We start from the raw sequence: 17,960 nt of genomic DNA on the forward strand, positions 1-17,960 counted from the left end.
GGGGAGGAAATAAGCTCACAATGAAAAAACCACGAAGAAAAACAATTTCTTCGTGGTTTTTTCATTTTAAAGAGGACTTTTGGGACAGCCTCTTTTTCTTAATTAATATTATTCAGTGACTTCAATCGAGTTAAGTCCACCTACGCGTGGTTTCTCAGCTGCCTGATCTTGTACATTACTTTCAGCCAGACCAAGACCGAAAACTGCAGCCAATCCCAACACTAGAATCAATTTTGTCGCTTTTTTCACGTTAAAAACCTCCTTCAAAATTAATTTTTTTTGTAGCTTGTATCGTCTTTTGATAGTACAAACTTGATTGTTTATAATTACCCTCCTGGAAGTGATGATCTCCAAGAGTTTTGTAAACTTCAATTAATTCATCATGCTGGTTTGAATTCTCATAGATATCAATTGCTGAGAATAATTTATCAATGTATTCTTCATCCTTGTTGAATTGTAAAATAAATTCAACAAAATAAATTATATAATAAGAATCAAATCCATCCTTCTTAGATATCATTGCAAATAAATTTTCAGCGTGAGCATCCTGCTTTGTTGTTAGGTATATTTGCATTAAAGAGTAATAAGTTTCCCATATCGAGGTTCTGCATTCCTCAATATCAATACTGCTAGATTTCTCTAAGTAGAAAACGGCATTATCATAGTCTTCGAGGTATTTATAAATGAGCCCTTTATTATAAAAAATATCCGCAAGAAGGTGATTATATTCATATTTTTGGGCTGTCAATTCAGCTTGTTTCAGGTATTGTAATGCTTCCTCATATTGTTCAACGTATAAATGTTGAGCACCTAGTAAATTATTAGTTTTACAAAGAAGGCTTTCATATTTCTTTGTATATTCGAACATGAACTTAGCTTTTAAGCCGAACTGGATTGCTTTACTATGTAAGTTCAATTCGCCGTATAATAAAGCAATATTATAGATGACTGCAGCTTTCATAGCTCCCTGCTCTACAGAATCAACAAACATTTCCATATAATAAGTGCTTTCCTTGATCATGTTCTCTGAAAATGTCTTGAGTGCCATCATATAATTGAAGCTTTCTCTCACAAGCTTTGGATAAGAGCGCAACTCGGTTTCATCAATATAGTTGATGATGTATTCTTCATACAGGTCAATGGCATTTTTCGTATCATTGATCTTGTAGTAATAAGCACATTTCAAGCAAAGATAAGTGGCTTCGAGACTGATCGGTGACAGGTATTCGAAGTAGTTCTCTTCAATGACTTCAATAACTTCTTTCGCCTTATCCGGGTGAAGCACTATGTTGGAGAGCAGGAGACGCAGAATATATTCCGCATCCTCATCCCGTTGTTCGTAATTTGTAAGAAACCCCGGGTGTACTTCGAATTTTCGTTCTAATGCTTGCAACACATGCGGCCTGGGAGGGTAGTTGCCTTCCTCAATTTTAGCCAGATAGCTGGAAGAAGTAATAGTGTCTGCTGTTTGCTTTAAGGTTAGCTTCCGATTGTTTCTCATGATTTGAATGCGATTACCAATGTGCATAATCAGACCCCATCGTGTTTTTTTATTCAAAAGACTCAGATTAGCGAATCTTAATTATTTTCATATTATACCAAAACAGGAAAAAAGGAAATATTCCTTACTGTTTTTGTGAGAAAACTATCATAAAAAACAGGTGAAAAGACCTACTTGTTAAATCTTTTTTCTTATAACCCGCCAATTATTTACATCTTTTAGAAGGTGTATTTATCTATTAACCGTTAAAAAGAAAGATGGGTAAAAAGTTATCCTTTTCAAAAATTCTGAATATGCTATAATGGTTGAACAAATCTGAAGAAGTAAGGAGCGATCTTGATGAAACAGCCTTGGGGAATACAACATGCAGGTCAACTTAATCATTATCGTTCCTTTATTTACAGGAGAGCATAGGCATACCCAGCCTTGCTCTTTTTTTGTATGTTAGGAAGTCCTGCTGCATGTTTGGCTCAGGGGAATAGGAGGAAATGGTATGAGGTACCAGCGCGTTTTAGTTAAGATCAGTGGCGGTGCGTTAGGTGGAAATAATAATGAAAACTTTGACCATGATCGTTTAAACCATATAGCCAATGAGATATTATCACTTATAGATGCAGGTGTGGAGGTAGCAATAGTAATCGGCGGAGGAAACATTTTCAGAGGTCGGACGGCGGAAACCTAGGGGATCGATCGGGTGGAAGCGGATAATATCGGGACGATGGGAACGGTCATCAACAGTTTGATGCTCCGGGGTGTCTTGAAAAGTAAAACCAATCAGGAAGTCAGGGTAATGACGTCCTTCCCGATTGCTGCAGTGGCTGAACCTTATATACGTCTTAAAGCCATGCATCACCTGGCAAAAGGTTATTTAATCATTTGTGCGGGAGGTAATGGCCAGCCGTTTGTGACGACAGACTATCCAGCTGTCCAGCGTGCTGTTGAACTGAATTGTGATGCCATCCTTGTAGCAAAACAAGGGGTAGACGGAGTCTTTACAGCTGACCCTAATAAAAATTGCAAAGCGAAAATGTATACGAACTTGAATTATGATGATATATTACTTAAAAACATTCAGGTGATGGACCAAACCGCATTGCTGTTAGCAAGGGACCATCAGTTACCCGTGCATATATTCAATTTTGACCACCCGGGTATCATGAAGGAATTATGTTCAGGGAAGGATGTCGGTACCATCGTATCTAATCATCCTTCCACGCTGAAAGAGGATGCATAGGAATTTCTATAAAATCCGTGCGAATTGGGAGACTATAATATAAGATACGCTTTAAATGTAAAGGAGAGAGAGTACATGGCAATCAAGCCTATCATTTTGTCAGGGAAAGAATTTGTGAATCACGATGAACTGAGCTATCCCTTTGAGGAAAGAGGATTGCAGTTTGGCGATGGCGTTTATGAGGTAATCCGCGTTTATAGTGGCAGCTACTACCTGCTGAATGAACACGTTGACCGTTTATTCCGCTCAGCAGCGGCAATTAAAATCGCTCTTCCATTTTCAAAAAACGAACTGAGAGAACTGCTGGATCAACTGTTAGAAAAAAACATGGTAGATATGGATGCGAAAGTGTATCTGCAAGTTACTCGCGGTTCAGCTGCCAGGGACCACGCTTTTCCGGCAGATGTGGCAGCTAACTTTTATGCGTATGCTCAAGAGCTGCCGAGAAACCTAGTAGCAATGAAGAGCGGCGGATCTGTTATCTCACATAAAGATCTTCGCTGGGACTGGTGCTATATCAAGAGTTTGAATCTTCTTCCAAATGTACTTGCCAAACAGGAAGCAAAAGAGAGTGGCTGTGTGGAAGCAATTTTGCATAAGGATGGTTTGGTGACAGAAGGTAGCTCTTCGAATGCCTATCTCGTCCGTGATGGGAAAGTTTTTACCCATCCGGCAAAAGAAAATATTCTCCATGGTTGTGTGCGGATGCGCGTAGAACAATTTTGTCGTGATTTAGATATTCCGTTCGTTGAAGATGCATTCCGTGTGGAAGATATCCAATATGCTGACGAGATGTTCATCTCCAGCAGTACAGCAGAAATCACACCTGTCATTGAGTTTGACGGGAAGAAAATAGGTAACGGCGTACCGGGTGAGGTTACGCAAAAGCTGCAGCATGCCTATGAGCAAGACGCAGGAATTCCCATGGCGAATTCACTATTTGAAAGTATGGAAAGACAAAACGCCTAGTATTAGTATCAAAAGTCATGAATTAAGCAGAAGCGGCCAAACTATCATTGGCTGCTTTTTTTGCATTTTAAGAAAGTTTAATCATGTGAAAGGATTAAAGTATAAGAAACACTTAGGCTTTCGCCGTATGGACTTGGCGACAGGCTATGGTTTCTCATGTACAATGAAAGAGCAAGACATTTAAAGGAGGAAATGATGATGAAGAACCTTCAGTTGGATTTAACTCCATTGCAGTACCAAAAGCTTGTAGAAGCCTTGTTTTTAAGTGGCTGGATGATCAACACTACAAGAGAAGAATTAGATGAAGAATTTGAAGCGCTTCGTGATCATGTGTTCCAGTATTATAAGGAAGCTGGGATGGAAGGATTGATTGAAGAGAATGAGGAAATCGATTGTAAAGACTTGAACGTAGATTATGAATCCAGACTGCTCTCCCGTTACATTGAAAATTATGATGAGCAAGTATTTTGGGAAAAGCTCGCGGAAAAGCTGGCTGACTGCGAACTAGTCAAAACAGAAGGGCCGGTTGCTGTTCCCCTGAATGAAGGGCAGATATTAAAGAAGCTATCATTAGAAGAAGAGATAGAAGAGGATCTGAAAATGAATGGGCTTCAACATGTAAAATGGGAGCGCGAATAAATTTATTAAATAATTGGATGTCTATTTCTTAGACTTCCTTTTTCTTTTTATAAGCGCTCCTGCTAACACCAATAATGGAATAAACAAGCCATGGGTCAAGGCGTATGGAAACCAGGCAGTGCCTACAAAATTTTCGAAGTAAGCGACATCTGGATAGGCGACAATCGCTAAAACGACCATTCCCATCCCTAATGGCAACAATAAGGTGCGATAGTCGTCAATCATAAGAAATTGAGCGATTCCTTTTGTGGAGGCGTAATAAAGGATGAGTAATTTGAAAAAAATAGTCACCATCCATACGATAGCCACAATAATCTCGATCCCTTCCCAAAAACCTGCAATATTAATTTTGCTCGCCAACTCATAACTTGGATAAGCATTCAAGGCTGTAAGATCGCTTCCGAGAACGAGAATACTTATGAGGGTGATCATTGTCAAAAACCCCCCGCCAATCAACAATCCAAAAAACCAGGCGTGTTTTGCTTTATTCTTTTCTTTAACCTCGGGATAGATCATTAATAAAACGACCATCTCAAGAATAGGAGTACCAAGCATGGTGAAAGAGGTACTGATGATCGGTTTCAGGCCACTTCCAAAGATTGGCTGAAAGTTATCTGTTTCTATTTGTGGTGTTACAAACAAGAATAAGAAAAATAGAAGCAGGACGATGAAGGTGATGAACATTTCAGAAGAACGCCCGATTGTCTCTATGCCTAAACGAGCTCCCATAATGACAACTAATAGAAAAAGGATAAGGGTAAATTGCAAAGGTGTTTCAGGCATGATTTGAGTGGTCATGAAATCTCCAATATTCCTTAATACCAGTGCGGCAAGGATATAGATGAATAAAATGTAAAACAAACTGATACCTCTTCCAATCCAGGGACCAAAAATATCGATAGTGACTTCTATAAATGTTTTGTTTTCATACAGGATACCGATTTTATGATATAAGAATATCAATAACATGCCGACAGCTAAGCTAAGCAATGCAGCAATCCATCCGTCTTGCTGTGCTCCAGCTGCTAATGGGCCAGGAACAATAAGGATAGAACTTCCAATAATAAAAAGGGTGACTAAGTACATGAATTGACGCGGGCTGATTGTGTTATTCCTGTACATTTCTTTCTACCTTTCCTTTTGGGGCAGGCTTCCCTTTAGTATTAGTTTTCTTTTTTATTAAGGCTCCAATTAAAAGCAGGAGTGGCAGTAATAACCCATGCATTATTTTATATGGAAAGACATTTCGGACAAATGTTTCAAAATAAGCTACATCCGGATACACAATGATAGACAGGACGACCAGTCCCATGCCCAAAGGTAACAATAATACCCGGTAATCATCTATATTCAAGAATTGAGCTATCCCTAAAGCCGCTCCATAATAAAGTATTATCAGCTTGAAAAATATGGTGAGCATCCATACAATTGCAACGATGATTTCTATTCCCTCTAAAAATCCCGCAATGTTGATTTTGCTTGCCAGTTCATAAACCGGATATTCATTCAACGCCGTCAAATCACTGCCAAGTACAAGGATGCTGAAAAGGGTGATCAGCGACAAAAATCCTCCTCCAATAAGTAACCCTAAAAGCCAAGCCTGCCTTGCCTTTGTTTTTTCCTTTACTTTTGGATAAATCATCAATAAAACTACCATTTCAAGAACTGGGGTATTCATAACCGTAAACGAACCTTGAATCATAGACTTTATCCCACTGCCGAATATAGGCTGTATATTATCCATCTCCAATTGTGGGGTAAGAAATAGAAATAGGAAAAGTAGCAGCAGGGAAATCCAGGTAATGAACATCTCTGCTGATCTTCCAATCACTTCAATTCCTAAACGGGCACCCAGAATCACCACAAGCATGAACAGTATATGGGTGAATTGAAGCGGTGTTTCTTCAAGGATTTGTGTGGTCATGAAATCCCCGATATTTCTCAACACCAGAGATGCCAGGATATAAATGAACGCAAGATGAAAAAAACAGATGACTCTCCCAAACCATTTTCCAAAAACATCAATGGTAGCCTCAATAAAGGTTCTATCTCCAATAGTGACTGCTATTTTATGGTAAAGAAGGATGAATAACACACCCACGCTCATCCCCAGAAAAGAGGCGATCCATCCATCTTGATCTGCATTTTTTGCTAAAGGGGTAGGAACGATGAGGATGGAGCTTCCGATCAGGAACAGACTGACAAGGTACATGAATTGACGTGGGCTAATTACATTATTGTCCATTACTCTCCTTCCTCACTTTCCATTTAAAGATCAAGTGAATATATTTTGCAGCCACGCATTGAAAGGTGCATAGAAAGCCTGGATCAAATCTAGAGGGTTCCACAGGTTTTTACCCATACTTTCCAAAATGCTGATAATTGTGGCTGCTGTTAAAAATATACAAAAATATGCTAAATCTTTCTTTTTATTCTTCTTTCTTAGTTTAGGAACTTCAATGAAAAAAACGGCAGTTGAAACAGATAGAATACCCAAAATCGGCCACATTACACACTATCCTTTCTTTTGAACTGGCTGTACAATTGTTCCTTTTCTTCTGATTTCCAATTTCACTTCCACTTTTACATCCATATCTACGAAATGTTCATCCCAGTCTTTTTCGACTCGTTTCCAATAGACAGGTTCCTTCCTGCTTAGGGCATTGCCGAAGCCGAATATATCGGTTTGGTACTGTTCCTTGGCAGCTGTTATGGCAGCTGTTAATTTTTGTTTGATATCAGTTTCAGCTTTATCAGCAATCTTTTTAAGGGTGTCCGGTTTTGTCAAATCCAAGTCGCATTGGATTTCACCTACGTTCCCTTCTGCTTCCACTGTCACAGTGATACTGGGTTTGCTGCCTGTCTTTGTTGCATCAATAGCGGCGTTAGTCCGTAATATTTCTACCCCTATCTTTCCACTCTCTTTCTCTTCACAGGGAAAATTGATCAAGGTGCTTTTGACATTCCCGACGATATAATTATAGCCTTTGCTTTCATCTTCGTTCAGCCATCCAAGCATCCGGTCACCTTTGAAAACACTGAGGTGGTCGACATGGATACGAGCAGGAGAATCGACGTTCTCAACATTGGAAACATTATTCCCGGCCTCTTCACTTCCCTCTAAAAGTATACCTGTCAGGACCGGACTTTTTCCTGGACTCCTTATATCGGAGACAATTTGGTCGATATAAATCCCATGAGTTGCAGCCCAATGGGATTCTGCTGCTATAATACTATCCATAATTTTATTGGCTGGGATTTTCTCATATGCCGTTATTACACTAAGGAGATCTTCTACCTCTACATCCTTAGCTACAGTCACTAAAAAGCTGGTTCGGAATTCAGGATCCCGGTAAAGCAAGTCCAGTGTAGGTAAGATTCCCTCTTCTGCAAGCCCAGGCCCGATTACTAACAACCGTAATTGTGACATGTAAATTTTTCTTGGTGCATTCAAAGTCATTTTTCGCAATGCTTCAAAAATGGTTTCTCCCTCGGATTGATAAAGAGATACCGGTGGGCGTGTTGAAGGAGCTTCTGTAGCAATTTCAGAAGGATTGATCATTTGTACCACAAGTAAGTAGTTTCCTTCCTCTGTCTTATCAATGCCCAAAGCTACCGCAATACCAAGTTCGTCCAGTTCCCGGCTGTTCCAGCACCCCGTGAGAAATAACAGACAAGCTAGAGTTATGGACAGCCGTTTGCTAATAGGAAGAAAAGAGAAATTATTGGTCATTTTCCTTTCTCCTTTCGACCGCTGGTCCGTTTTTCATTTTGATGAGAGCTGGAGGAAGGTCTTGATAACAATCCCCAATGAGGAAAGCGAACCAGCACATCCTTTTGATCTTTAGGTACCAAAGGAGCAAGCGGAGACATATAAGGAACTCCGAATGACTGTAAACTGCAGAGGTGGAGAACTAGTGCAATTAATCCAAGGATGATACCATACAACCCAAAAGTCGCTGCTAAAATCATTAAAGAAAATCGCAGCATCCGAACAGGGATAGCCATATTATAGGAAGGGAAGACGAAACTGCTTATTGCAGTAATTGCTACTACAATGACCATAGCAGGTGATACAAGACCTGCCTGGACAGCTGACTCTCCCAATACAAGTGCTCCAACAATCGATACGGCGGAACCGACAGCTTTCGGCAACCGGACCCCTGCTTCGCGGAGAATTTCAAACGTAGCTTCCATGAGGACAGCTTCCACAAAAGCAGGAAAAGGAACACCTTCCCGCTGGGCAGCCAAATTGATTAATAGAGGAGCAGGAATCATTTCCTGATGAAACGTCGTGATAGCAATATACAAAGATGGCATGAACAAAGCGATACAAAAAGCGAACAAACGCAACAGACGGATGAATGTACCGATATCGTAGCGCTGATAGTAATCTTCACTTGACTGCATGAAATTGACGAACAAGGCAGGTACGAGCAATACATTAGGTGTGCCATCTGTAATGATTGCTACTTTACCTTCCAAAAGCCCGGCAGCAATCGCATCGGGACGCTCCGTATAATAAACTTTTGGAAAAGGAGAATAGGGAGGGTCCTCAATGAATTCCTCCAGATAGCCACTTTCGAGTACACCATCGATATCGATGTTATCTAATCGGGCATGTACTTCTTTCACAACGCTTTCATCAGCTGTATCTTGTATATAAATGACACTGACATCCGTCACTGTCATTTTTCCTACTTTCTTGGCGTCTATTCGCAGCTTTGGATCTTTGATCTTTCTTCGAACCATGGCGGTATTCGTTCTTAAAGTCTCTGTAAAAGCCTCTTTAGGACCACGGATGACACTTTCTGAGGTGGTTTCCTGTACACCACGGTCTTTCCAGCCTTTTGTGCTTGCTGCAATCGCCCTGGTTTCATTGTCTAGCATTACAATTGTTTCTCCGGAAAGAAGTCGGAGTATCAATTCATCCATTTTTTTCAGCTCATATATTTCCCCAATAGGGAGGGTGGAATCTTTTATTGCTTCATAAATAGGCGAGATAGATAAATCCTCAGGCGGTACTTCTACCATGACAACTTCGAGGATAAAATCTTGTACAGTATTTTTATCCACCAGTCCATCTATGAAAATGACAGCCCCGCTGATTTTGGCTTTTTTGTTTAGAATCATACGTCTTGTAACCAAATCGGAGCCGTTTCCTAAAGTATCTTTTATGAAGGCCAGGTTACCATCAAGATCGCTGCTGATTGCTCTTGTGTCTAGTTGAACATCTTCTTTTGGTGTCTGGTTCTTTTTGCGCCGTTTCATGGAACTTGCTCCTTCTCTCGGTACTTTACCTCTTAGTTTATACATCTATGGTTAATTTATTTATAAGGTGGGAATGCAGGAGCTTTTCGTTAGCTGTAGAAATTTTTGAAGGCGAGGGAAAAAAATTACAAGTAAGCGATTGCTCTGTTTTTGTTTGAATTTCTTGATTTTTATAGTAAAATATATTTGCTGCATAAGTATTACTTTCTATGCAAGAAACCTATATAGAAAGCCGATGAAATGTTTGAATATTTCATCTATTTTTGCTAACATTATTTTACTAAGCAACTATTTGAAAGAGGGGGCTAATTATGAAAAGAAGAAACTGGTTTTTAACTATGGCTATGTTGTTAACGCTTTCCTTGTTCCTTGCTGCCTGCGGCGGTGGGGAAGCTGGCGGCGGTGAAGAAGGCGGAGGAGACGAAGGTGGCGGCGATGAAGGCGGCACATCCTTCATGAACATTTTGACTGGCGGGTCTCAAGGTACATATTACCCGCTTGGAGGAAGCTTTGCTACGATCATCAATTCGAACGTAGATGGAGCAGAGGCTAACGCAGTTTCCACTGGCGCGTCTGTAGAAAATATGAAAAAATTGCGTGATGGCGATGGAGAATTGGCATTTACACAGACAGATATTGCTTCCTATGCAGCAGACGGCGAAGTAATGTTTGAGGAGCCGATCGAAGGAATTCAGGCTATCGGAACCCTATATCCGGAAACAATTCAAATTGTAACCACAAAAGATACTGGCATTGAGACAGTGGAAGACTTGAAAGGAAAAGTCGTCTCTGTCGGTGCACCAGGCTCAGGTACGTACGCGAACGCCGAGAACATTCTGGAAATCCATGATATGACGATGGATGACATCGAAAAGCGCGATTTGGAATTTGGTGATTCAACTTCAGGAATCCAGGACGGATCTATTGATGCTGCATTTATCACTGCTGGTACCCCAACAGGTGCGGTAGAAAGTCTTGCAGCAACAACGGATGTTAACATCGTGAAATTCGGCGATGGAAAGATCCAGGAGTTGATGGATAAGGTACCTTTCTATTCTGAAGACGAAATACCTGAAGGCACTTACGGATTAGATGAAGCGATCCAGACCGTTGCTGTACAAGCAATGCTTGTTACAACTTCTGACATGGATGAAGATACTGTTTATGAAATCACGAAAGCTATTTTTGAAAACACAGATCAGATCACACATAGTAAAGGTGAAGTGATTACAGCTGATTCTGCCCTTCAGGGTGTTGGTATCGATGTACATCCCGGTGCACAAAAATACTTTGATGAAGCGGGCGTTTCTGCCGAATAATAAAAAGCCTTAAAGAAGATTATGGCTTGTGATAGACCGATATGATATCGGTCTATCTTTTCTTGTGAGAAAGGATTTTCGGAATGCGAAGAGCAGATAGGAAGAGGGGAACTGCTGCTGGTTTACTAGTATTATTTGTTTTTGCCGGTCTTGCTGTTTGGTTATTTTATCCTTACCAATATGTCCTTTCCTTCCAGAATAAAGAGACAGAGGAATTTGCGGTTTTTGTTCCCTTAAAGGAAAGTGAGCATTTTCAAATCAAATTTACGCATTCGATTCATCTAAGTGATGTTATAGAGGAATACAAAGTGAAAGACGATAAACTGGTACCCGTCCAGCTGATTTACGAAGATACAGCAGTGGGGATGCCTGGGAATGCATCTGAGGGAGAAGCTTTTGAATCAAAAGATGGAAAGTATTATATAACGGGGTTAAAGGGAGAACACGATTACATCGATCTTTCCGTCGGACAGGTTAAAGCGAACCATAGGATCATCTACAATGACTTGCAGTTTGCACTGAAGGACTATGTAGATGGCGGGACAATCGTTCGTATTCAGCCCCTCTATATCAACAACTGGGAACTTTTGAGAGGAGTGAACGTGCATGAGCAAGAAAGATGAGACACTATCTACAGAAAAACAACAAGAAATCATGCAGAAGTACGATCCAGAGTCTTCCGTGCGTGAATTGACCGGTCTCTTGGCAAAGATCGTATTTTTTATCTTATTAGCATTTTCCATCTATCAATTATATACCACCACGCTCAATCCACTGCCTGCCCAGATTCATCGATCCATACACGTAGGGTTTGGCTTGGTATTAATATTTCTTTTATTTCCTGCAACAAAGAAAAACCGTATCAAAGGGAAAATAGCATGGTATGATTTAGTCCTTGCTATACTTGGCTTTGGGGTAGGTGCTTACTGGCCATTATTTTATGAAGATATTATTACTCGTGCCGGTGATATGACTACACTCGACTTTTATGTAGGGCTTTTAGCAGTCTTGCTCGTTTTGGAAGCGACAAGAAGAGCGGTTGGTTTGCCGATCACAATCATTGCCGCGCTTTTCCTTGTCTATGCCTATTGGGGAAGACAAATGCCAGGCTTTTTAATTCATCGTGGTGTTAACCTGGACAGCCTGGTGCAGTCCATGTTCTTCACGACAGAAGGAATCCTGGGTACACCAATCGCGGTATCATCCACCTTCATATTCCTGTTCTTATTATTCGGTGCTTTTTTAGTGAAGACAGGGGTCGGACAGTACTTCAATGATTTGGCTGTAACACTTGCCGGGAAACGGACAGGGGGTCCTGCAAAGGTCGCCATCTTTTCCAGTGCCTTGCAAGGGACAATCAGTGGTAGTTCTGTTGCCAATGTTGTTACTTCCGGTTCCTTCACAATTCCAATGATGAAACGGCTGGGATACCGTCGTGAATTTGCCGGCGGGGTTGAAGCTGCTGCCTCTACAGGTGGTCAGTTAATGCCTCCAATCATGGGCGCTGCTGCGTTCCTTATGATTGAGTTCATCGGAATGGATTATTGGAGTATCGCTAAAGCTGCTACAATACCGGCTTTGCTATATTTTACTGGTGTCTGGATCATGACCCACTTTGAAGCGAAGCGTACTGGCCTAAGAGGGTTGTCTGATGATCAAATGCCGAATAGAAAAGAAGTTTTTAAGAAAATTTATCTGCTCCTGCCAATTGTGGCAATCGTTTTCTATTTGAGCAGTGGTCTTAGTGTTATGCGTGCCGCTATTTATGGGATTCTTACAACCATTCTGGTCGGTATGATGCGAGAAGAGAAGTTTCGTAAAATTTACCCAATTGTATTTGGAATTGTAGCAGTTGGTATGGGTATTTATGGCTCACTTACAGGGGCATTTTCTGCTACGAGTTCACTGGTTACAGCAACGATCATCACCATCCTGGTCAGTTACCTGTTTGATGGAAACTTTAAGGAATCAATTGAAGCATTGGTTGATGGTGCTCGCACAGCACTTGGCGTAGTGGCTGCTACAGCAGCTGCTGGTATTATTGTCGGCGTCGTTACTAAAACCGGACTTGGCTTGAAGCTTGCAAACAGCTTAGTATCATTAGCCAATGGGGAAATTCTGTTGACGCTATTCTTTACCATGCTTGCGGCTATTATATTAGGGATGGGTTCACCAACGACGGCGAACTACATTATTACATCTACGATTGCCGCACCAGCTCTTATCCTGCTCGGAATAGCTGACCTGCCGGCGCATATGTTTGTTTTCTACTTCGGTATTGTAGCCGATATTACGCCTCCGGTAGCGCTTGCTGCATTCGCTGCATCCGGGGTAGCGAGCTCAGAGCCGATTCGAACCGGGGTGAATGCCGCAAAGCTTGCCATTGCTGCCTTCATTATTCCATACATGTTTGTATTGGAACCGAAACTATTGATGATCGATACAACCACTATGGAATTGTTATGGATCATCTTTACCGCTATTTGTGGAATGCTTGCTATTGGTGCCGGATTAATCGGTTACTGGTTCCGTGAACTGATGTGGTTTGAGCGGATCATATCTTTGGCAGGCGGACTGACATTAATTTATCCTGGCGGTTATTCTGATGTTATTGGTCTATCCGTATTTGCTCTAATCCTTGGCTTGCAGTTCCTGCTTAAACGGGACAAGCTTGGTGTTCCAGTAGAAAGAAGAGGAAGAAAGGCAAGAGCATAAGAAAGCGGCCTGCGCGTGCAGGCCGCTTTTGTGCTTTACTAGGAAATCATAAAATTTTCTTTTAACTTTACGTGGTTGGTCCCATCCAGCTCCAGCGCCTACCCCCTCGAGGTCTTAAGTCAATCCTCTCTGTGACAAAAAACGTCACGGCGAGTCTTGCCTTAAGCTTGTCGGGGGTGAGCAAGGCGCCTGCGCTTTTGTTCTTTCCTATAACATTTTTTCCCGTTCGTGGATGCCCCAGAGTTTGATAAGCGGTCGAAATAGGACGAAAAACATTTGAATCACCGGTCCAGTTGATAAGGCAACGATAAGTGTTCCGATACCAACAGGCGCACCAAGTAAATACCCGACCAGGGCAAGGCCTGATTCGGCAAATATACGAACAGAACTTTTGGATTGGTTTGTTCGTTTGTTGACAATCATCATAAAGTGATCCAATGGAATTCGTGGAAACGGTGTGCGCAGATATAGCGCGATTCCTGCCCCCATTGCCAGCAATCCGAGTGTGAAAACAAGCCATTGAGACCACCAGAGGTCATAACCCTCAGGTAATACGTTGTAAAGAAAAATATCTAATGTCCATCCCCGGACCACGATAGGAAGAATCGATTCATAAACGGGACGTTTTCTTTCAATCCTGGCGTTGATTAATAATAAAATGATAAAGCTTATGATTAATACAGTACCGACCGAGACTGGGAGATGCATGGAGATTCCGACTGCCACACTGTCGCCTGGACCTACGCCTAACCCTGACTTAATAATCATAGCTAAACCAAGGCTGGAAATTACGATTCCTGCCAGGTAAATGATAAAAAGAATCAAGTGTTTCATTGTGCTGGCTCCTTAAGCTAATAACAATAACTGATGCTTTCCTAAGCATATACTTACCCTATTGGGATGTAAAGTTCGACGATAGGTTCTATTTATTTTATGGTAAAAGGGAAGCAATTATTTAACTGAAAAACGGAGGAGATAAGATGCAGTTTGCAATAGTAACCGGTGAATCAAGAGGACTAGGGGAAGCCATCGCTAAAGATTTTATGGAATATGGAATAGATGTCATTGGCGTTTCCCGTTCAGGAAGTGAAGAATTAAAGAAGTTTTCAAAGAATGAGAAAGCGGATTACCACCATTATTCCTGTGATTTGAGTGACAGTGCGCAAGCGAAAGAATGCTTTGAGAAAATAGCTGAGCAGCACTTTAACAAAGAGACCTATCATATTTATCTGATTAATAATGCTGGCATGATTGAGCCGATCGAGACGGTTGGGAATTTGGATACGGAGCAGGTGACGAAGCATGTCCAGGTTAATCTGGTGGCGCCAATTGTATGGACGAACAGTCTCCTATCTTATGCCGAGACTCATGATGTAAAGCTGACAATGGTCAACATAACTTCTGGTGCGGCTGAGAAATCAACACCTGGATGGAGTACGTATAACAGCACTAAAGCGGCAATCAATCAATTTACAGCCACTGTTGCAGCGGAACTTGAAACGAAAGACAGCGATCATCAAATCCTGGCCTACAGTCCAGGGGTGATGGACACAGACATGCAGGATGTCATTCGTTCCGCCCCTAAAGAGGCTTTCCATGATGTCGAGAAATTCAGACAGCTGAAAGAAGAAGGGCAGCTTCGTGACCCGGATACGGTATCTGCTGTGTTAATGGATCTTTTGAATAAACCAAATGACATAGAAAACGGAAAGGTTTATAAACTTTATGATTTAATTAAAGAATAGACCGACTTACAAAAATTATAATTGCGTTAGTATATAGGAAATGTGAGAGAGGATATGCCGAGACTTTTGCGTGAATGGTCAGGCTGGCAAGACCCTATAGAAGACAAGTACGAATAAGCCGCCCATTAAAAGGAAGTGATTTTTCCTGTTAATGGGCGGCTTATGTAGCGAGTATATAGCCGGGAAGTGAGAGTTATTTCCTAACCATTTATTTTTATGAAAAGTAATAGATTTAATCCCAGAAAGGTGGAAGGTTTTCTTTTTGCAAAGTAAATAAGAGGCCGGTAATCGCCAGATAATAATGGGTATACGTCAAAAACTCATAGAAAAAGTGCTGGCACCTGAAGGCCAGCACTTTTATAATAAACAGCTTTTTTAGGCTGATAGTTTTTTAATGATTGGATAAAGATGCATCGGCTTTATGATAAACCCCGAGACGTTTAACAAGTTTTGAACTATCTTCGTTTAATCCGGTGATTTCCACATCTTTATCATGTTCACGAAACTTGAGGACGAGCTTATCAATTGCTGCGACTGCGGAATCATCCCAGATATGGGAGTGGCTGAAGTCGATTTTAACGTAATCAGCATCCGCATTGAAATCGAAATGCTTGATTAAATTATCGACAGAAGCAAAGAATACTTGTCCTTTTACGGTATACGTCAACGTACGTGTTTGTTCTTCGAATTTCTTAGCTACATGGACGGAAGAAATTTTTGCAACGAAGAAGATGGCACTTAAGATGACACCAGCAAGGACACCTTTGGATAAATCATGTGTTTTAACTACTGTTACAACGGTAACAATCATAACGGCGGCATCTGTTTTTGGCATGACATGAAGCTTTGTCAACGAACTCCAGTCGAATGTGCCGATGGATACCATGATCATGACTCCGACGAGCACGGCCATTGGAATTTGTACTAATACATTTTGGAACACGATAATCAACAACATCAGGAACACACCGGCGACAAGGGTGGATAACCGGCCTCGTCCTCCTGATTTTACATTGATGACCGATTGTCCGATCATGGCACAGCCTGCCATTCCCCCGAAGAAACCAGAAACGACGTTGGCAACCCCTTGTCCACGTGCTTCTTTATTCTTATCACTTGGTGTATCCGTCATATCGTCGACGATTTGAGCCGTCAATAAAGATTCCAACAAACCGACAAAGGCTAAAGCTAAGGCGGTTGGGAAAATGATCTGCAAGGTTTCGAATGTCAATGGAATGTCAGGGATCAAGAAGATTGGCAAGGTACTTGTCAATTCTCCCATATCTCCTACAGTCTTAACATTGATGCCTGTTGTTGTGACGAGAATCGTCATAGCGATGATAGCTACTAACGGAGCTGGTACTGCTTTAGTGATGCGAGGGAATAAGTATATGATTCCTAAAGACCCTATTACTAAAGCATACATAGGCCAGCTCTCACCGACAAAGTGAGGAAGTTGGGAAGTGAAAATCAGAATTCCGAGTGCGTTTACGAAACCGATCATAACGGAACGCGGAATGAATTTCATAAATTGTCCGATTTTTAGAGCGCCTAATGCGAATTGGATAATACCTGTCAATATAGTGGCGGCCAGCAGGTATTGCAATCCATGCTCCGCAACTAAGGTTACCATCAATAAAGCCATGGCTCCTGTCGCGGCGGAAATCATTCCTGGACGTCCGCCCATAAACGCGATAACGACAGCGATACTAAAGGAAGCATAAAGACCCACCATCGGATCTACCCCTGCGATGATCGAAAAAGCGATCGCTTCTGGAATCAATGCCATGGCTACGACCAGACCTGCCAGTACATCGTTCTTTACGTTTCCAAACCATTGATTTTTTATTGTTTCTACGTTCAATGCTGCACCCCTTTTCTACTATTTAAAAACTGACGCACTGTCCGTAACAGTGCTATTTCCGGCAAGAACGAAACTGATTATATCACTCAAGTACAATTAGTGGTAATTGCATGTAAGCGCATAAATTCGACACATACTTACACATACTTTTATTTGCTTCTGTATAGTAGAGGAAATCAAGTTTCTGCTATTTTTATAGTAAAAATTTCATGAGAAAAAATCTTTTGTCTGTATCAAAACGTGATAAAATGAAAGGACGAATTTAAAGAGAAGGAGAAAGCTATGTACAAGAATATTTTAATTGCTGCTGATGGATCCGATCACTCTATCCGTACAGCCGAACAAGCAGCAGAGCTTTCAAGACTCCAGGGAAATGCTCATATTACTGTCATTTATGTAGTCGATGGAGATACTTCCAAGCACGATGTGCTCGCGGGAGGAAACCAGGCAACAATCGATATGAAACGACTGGAACGATTGAAGCCGATAGAGGAGCGCCTGCAAAAAGCAGACGTCAACTATGAAGTAGTATTAAAGCGGGGAGAACCAGGACCAACAATCGTCAAATATGCCAATGAAGAGGATATTGACATCGTTATTATCGGAAGCCGAGGTCTTAACACGCTTCAGGAAATGGTATTAGGAAGTGTCAGCCATAAAGTGGCGAAACGCGCGGAATGTCCAGTCATGATTGTAAAATGAA

General features: G+C 41.4%; 16 protein-coding genes and 1 pseudogene. 8 read left to right on the plus strand and 9 right to left on the minus strand.

Annotated elements, in window-relative coordinates; translation table 11 throughout:
- Positions 1–108: 108 nt before the first annotated feature.
- Complete coding sequence (locus FHS45_RS00005; protein WP_157620176.1) at positions 109–249, minus strand: hypothetical protein; 141 nt, start codon at positions 247–249, stop codon at positions 109–111.
- A gap of 1 nt (position 250) precedes the next feature.
- Positions 251–1,528, minus strand: coding sequence for a helix-turn-helix domain-containing protein (locus FHS45_RS00010; RefSeq protein ID WP_062444032.1), 1,278 nt, complete (start codon positions 1,526–1,528; stop codon positions 251–253).
- Between the two features lie 466 nt (positions 1,529–1,994).
- On the opposite strand from FHS45_RS00010, the pseudogene pyrH reads away from it, so the two are divergent.
- The 3 genes and pseudogenes from pyrH to FHS45_RS00025 all read left to right on the plus strand — a co-directional run bounded on the left by pyrH (position 1,995) and on the right by FHS45_RS00025 (position 4,343).
- Positions 1,995–2,735, plus strand: a pseudogene (gene pyrH, locus FHS45_RS00015) (UMP kinase).
- Between the two features lie 75 nt (positions 2,736–2,810).
- On the plus strand, positions 2,811–3,704 hold the full coding sequence (dat, locus tag FHS45_RS00020) for a D-amino-acid transaminase (protein ID WP_062444034.1): 894 nt from the start codon (positions 2,811–2,813) through the stop codon (positions 3,702–3,704).
- A gap of 198 nt (positions 3,705–3,902) precedes the next feature.
- Positions 3,903–4,343: a hypothetical protein gene (locus FHS45_RS00025; protein WP_062444036.1), complete on the plus strand. Its 441-nt coding sequence runs from the start codon at positions 3,903–3,905 to the stop codon at positions 4,341–4,343.
- A 21-nt stretch (positions 4,344–4,364) separates the two neighbouring features.
- Here FHS45_RS00025 and FHS45_RS00030 read toward each other — a convergent pair whose 3' ends face one another.
- The 5 genes from FHS45_RS00030 to FHS45_RS00050 are packed head-to-tail and all read right to left on the minus strand — an operon-like array spanning position 4,365 to position 9,614.
- Positions 4,365–5,465 (minus strand): GerAB/ArcD/ProY family transporter, encoded by a 1,101-nt coding sequence (locus FHS45_RS00030; protein ID WP_062444038.1) that lies wholly within the window; start codon positions 5,463–5,465, stop codon positions 4,365–4,367.
- Positions 5,452–6,588, minus strand: a complete 1,137-nt coding sequence (locus tag FHS45_RS00035; RefSeq protein WP_062444040.1) for a GerAB/ArcD/ProY family transporter — start codon at positions 6,586–6,588, stop codon at positions 5,452–5,454. The genes FHS45_RS00030 and FHS45_RS00035 overlap by 14 nt, the downstream gene beginning before the upstream one ends.
- A 30-nt stretch (positions 6,589–6,618) precedes the next feature.
- Positions 6,619–6,852, minus strand: a complete 234-nt coding sequence (locus tag FHS45_RS00040) for a hypothetical protein (RefSeq protein WP_062444047.1) — start codon at positions 6,850–6,852, stop codon at positions 6,619–6,621.
- Positions 6,853–6,858: 6 nt separating this feature from the next.
- A complete protein-coding gene (locus tag FHS45_RS00045) occupies positions 6,859–8,076 on the minus strand; it encodes a Ger(x)C family spore germination protein (RefSeq protein WP_062444051.1) in 1,218 nt (405 codons plus the stop codon).
- Positions 8,073–9,614 (minus strand): spore germination protein, encoded by a 1,542-nt coding sequence (locus FHS45_RS00050; RefSeq protein WP_062444055.1) that lies wholly within the window; start codon positions 9,612–9,614, stop codon positions 8,073–8,075. The genes FHS45_RS00045 and FHS45_RS00050 overlap by 4 nt, the downstream gene beginning before the upstream one ends.
- A gap of 311 nt (positions 9,615–9,925) precedes the next feature.
- On the opposite strand from FHS45_RS00050, the gene FHS45_RS00055 reads away from it, so the two are divergent.
- The 3 genes from FHS45_RS00055 (at position 9,926) to FHS45_RS00065 (ending at position 13,648) form a co-directional block, all read left to right on the plus strand.
- Positions 9,926–10,933 carry a TAXI family TRAP transporter solute-binding subunit gene (locus tag FHS45_RS00055; RefSeq protein ID WP_062444058.1) on the plus strand — a complete coding sequence of 336 codons (1,008 nt, stop codon included), beginning with the start codon at positions 9,926–9,928 and terminating at the stop codon, positions 10,931–10,933.
- 83 nt (positions 10,934–11,016) lie between these two features.
- Positions 11,017–11,556 (plus strand): DUF1850 domain-containing protein, encoded by a 540-nt coding sequence (locus FHS45_RS00060; RefSeq protein WP_062444061.1) that lies wholly within the window; start codon positions 11,017–11,019, stop codon positions 11,554–11,556.
- Positions 11,540–13,648 carry a TRAP transporter permease gene (locus tag FHS45_RS00065; RefSeq protein ID WP_062444063.1) on the plus strand — a complete coding sequence of 703 codons (2,109 nt, stop codon included), beginning with the start codon at positions 11,540–11,542 and terminating at the stop codon, positions 13,646–13,648. Before FHS45_RS00060 ends, FHS45_RS00065 begins: the two co-directional genes overlap by 17 nt.
- Positions 13,649–13,855: 207 nt before the next feature.
- Here the strand turns inward: FHS45_RS00065 and FHS45_RS00070 are convergent, their stop codons facing one another.
- Entirely contained in the window at positions 13,856–14,482 is a 627-nt protein-coding gene (locus FHS45_RS00070; RefSeq protein WP_062444066.1) for a YczE/YyaS/YitT family protein, read from the minus strand.
- Between the two features lie 146 nt (positions 14,483–14,628).
- Here FHS45_RS00070 and FHS45_RS00075 point away from each other — a divergent pair, with 146 nt between their 5' ends.
- A complete protein-coding gene (locus FHS45_RS00075; protein WP_062444068.1) occupies positions 14,629–15,393 on the plus strand; it encodes a (S)-benzoin forming benzil reductase in 765 nt (254 codons plus the stop codon).
- A gap of 391 nt (positions 15,394–15,784) precedes the next feature.
- On the opposite strand, the gene FHS45_RS00080 is transcribed toward FHS45_RS00075, so the two are convergent.
- Positions 15,785–17,257 carry a SulP family inorganic anion transporter gene (locus FHS45_RS00080; RefSeq protein ID WP_062444071.1) on the minus strand — a complete coding sequence of 491 codons (1,473 nt, stop codon included), beginning with the start codon at positions 17,255–17,257 and terminating at the stop codon, positions 15,785–15,787.
- A gap of 282 nt (positions 17,258–17,539) precedes the next feature.
- Here FHS45_RS00080 and FHS45_RS00085 point away from each other — a divergent pair, with 282 nt between their 5' ends.
- Positions 17,540–17,959, plus strand: coding sequence for a universal stress protein (locus FHS45_RS00085; protein ID WP_062444074.1), 420 nt, complete (start codon positions 17,540–17,542; stop codon positions 17,957–17,959).
- The last annotated feature ends 1 nt before the right edge of the window (position 17,960 follow it).

Source organism: Thalassobacillus devorans (assembly GCF_011761345.1).
Taxonomy (GTDB): Bacteria; Bacillota; Bacilli; order Bacillales; family Halobacillaceae; genus Thalassobacillus; species Thalassobacillus devorans.

What these genes read in the sequence shown, in the direction of transcription:
- FHS45_RS00010 (WP_062444032.1), bottom strand. Translation starts at nt 1,528, where the DNA reads ATGCACATTGGTAATCGCATTCAAATCATGAGAAACAATCGGAAGCTA.
- dat (WP_062444034.1), top strand. Translation starts at nt 2,811, where the DNA reads ATGGCAATCAAGCCTATCATTTTGTCAGGGAAAGAATTTGTGAATCAC.
- FHS45_RS00025 (WP_062444036.1), top strand. Translation starts at nt 3,903, where the DNA reads ATGAAGAACCTTCAGTTGGATTTAACTCCATTGCAGTACCAAAAGCTT.
- FHS45_RS00030 (WP_062444038.1), bottom strand. Translation starts at nt 5,465, where the DNA reads ATGTACAGGAATAACACAATCAGCCCGCGTCAATTCATGTACTTAGTC.
- FHS45_RS00035 (WP_062444040.1), bottom strand. Translation starts at nt 6,588, where the DNA reads ATGGACAATAATGTAATTAGCCCACGTCAATTCATGTACCTTGTCAGT.
- FHS45_RS00040 (WP_062444047.1), bottom strand. Translation starts at nt 6,852, where the DNA reads ATGTGGCCGATTTTGGGTATTCTATCTGTTTCAACTGCCGTTTTTTTC.
- FHS45_RS00045 (WP_062444051.1), bottom strand. Translation starts at nt 8,076, where the DNA reads ATGACCAATAATTTCTCTTTTCTTCCTATTAGCAAACGGCTGTCCATA.
- FHS45_RS00050 (WP_062444055.1), bottom strand. Translation starts at nt 9,614, where the DNA reads ATGAAACGGCGCAAAAAGAACCAGACACCAAAAGAAGATGTTCAACTA.
- FHS45_RS00055 (WP_062444058.1), top strand. Translation starts at nt 9,926, where the DNA reads ATGAAAAGAAGAAACTGGTTTTTAACTATGGCTATGTTGTTAACGCTT.
- FHS45_RS00060 (WP_062444061.1), top strand. Translation starts at nt 11,017, where the DNA reads ATGCGAAGAGCAGATAGGAAGAGGGGAACTGCTGCTGGTTTACTAGTA.
- FHS45_RS00065 (WP_062444063.1), top strand. Translation starts at nt 11,540, where the DNA reads ATGAGCAAGAAAGATGAGACACTATCTACAGAAAAACAACAAGAAATC.
- FHS45_RS00070 (WP_062444066.1), bottom strand. Translation starts at nt 14,482, where the DNA reads ATGAAACACTTGATTCTTTTTATCATTTACCTGGCAGGAATCGTAATT.
- FHS45_RS00075 (WP_062444068.1), top strand. Translation starts at nt 14,629, where the DNA reads ATGCAGTTTGCAATAGTAACCGGTGAATCAAGAGGACTAGGGGAAGCC.
- FHS45_RS00085 (WP_062444074.1), top strand. Translation starts at nt 17,540, where the DNA reads ATGTACAAGAATATTTTAATTGCTGCTGATGGATCCGATCACTCTATC.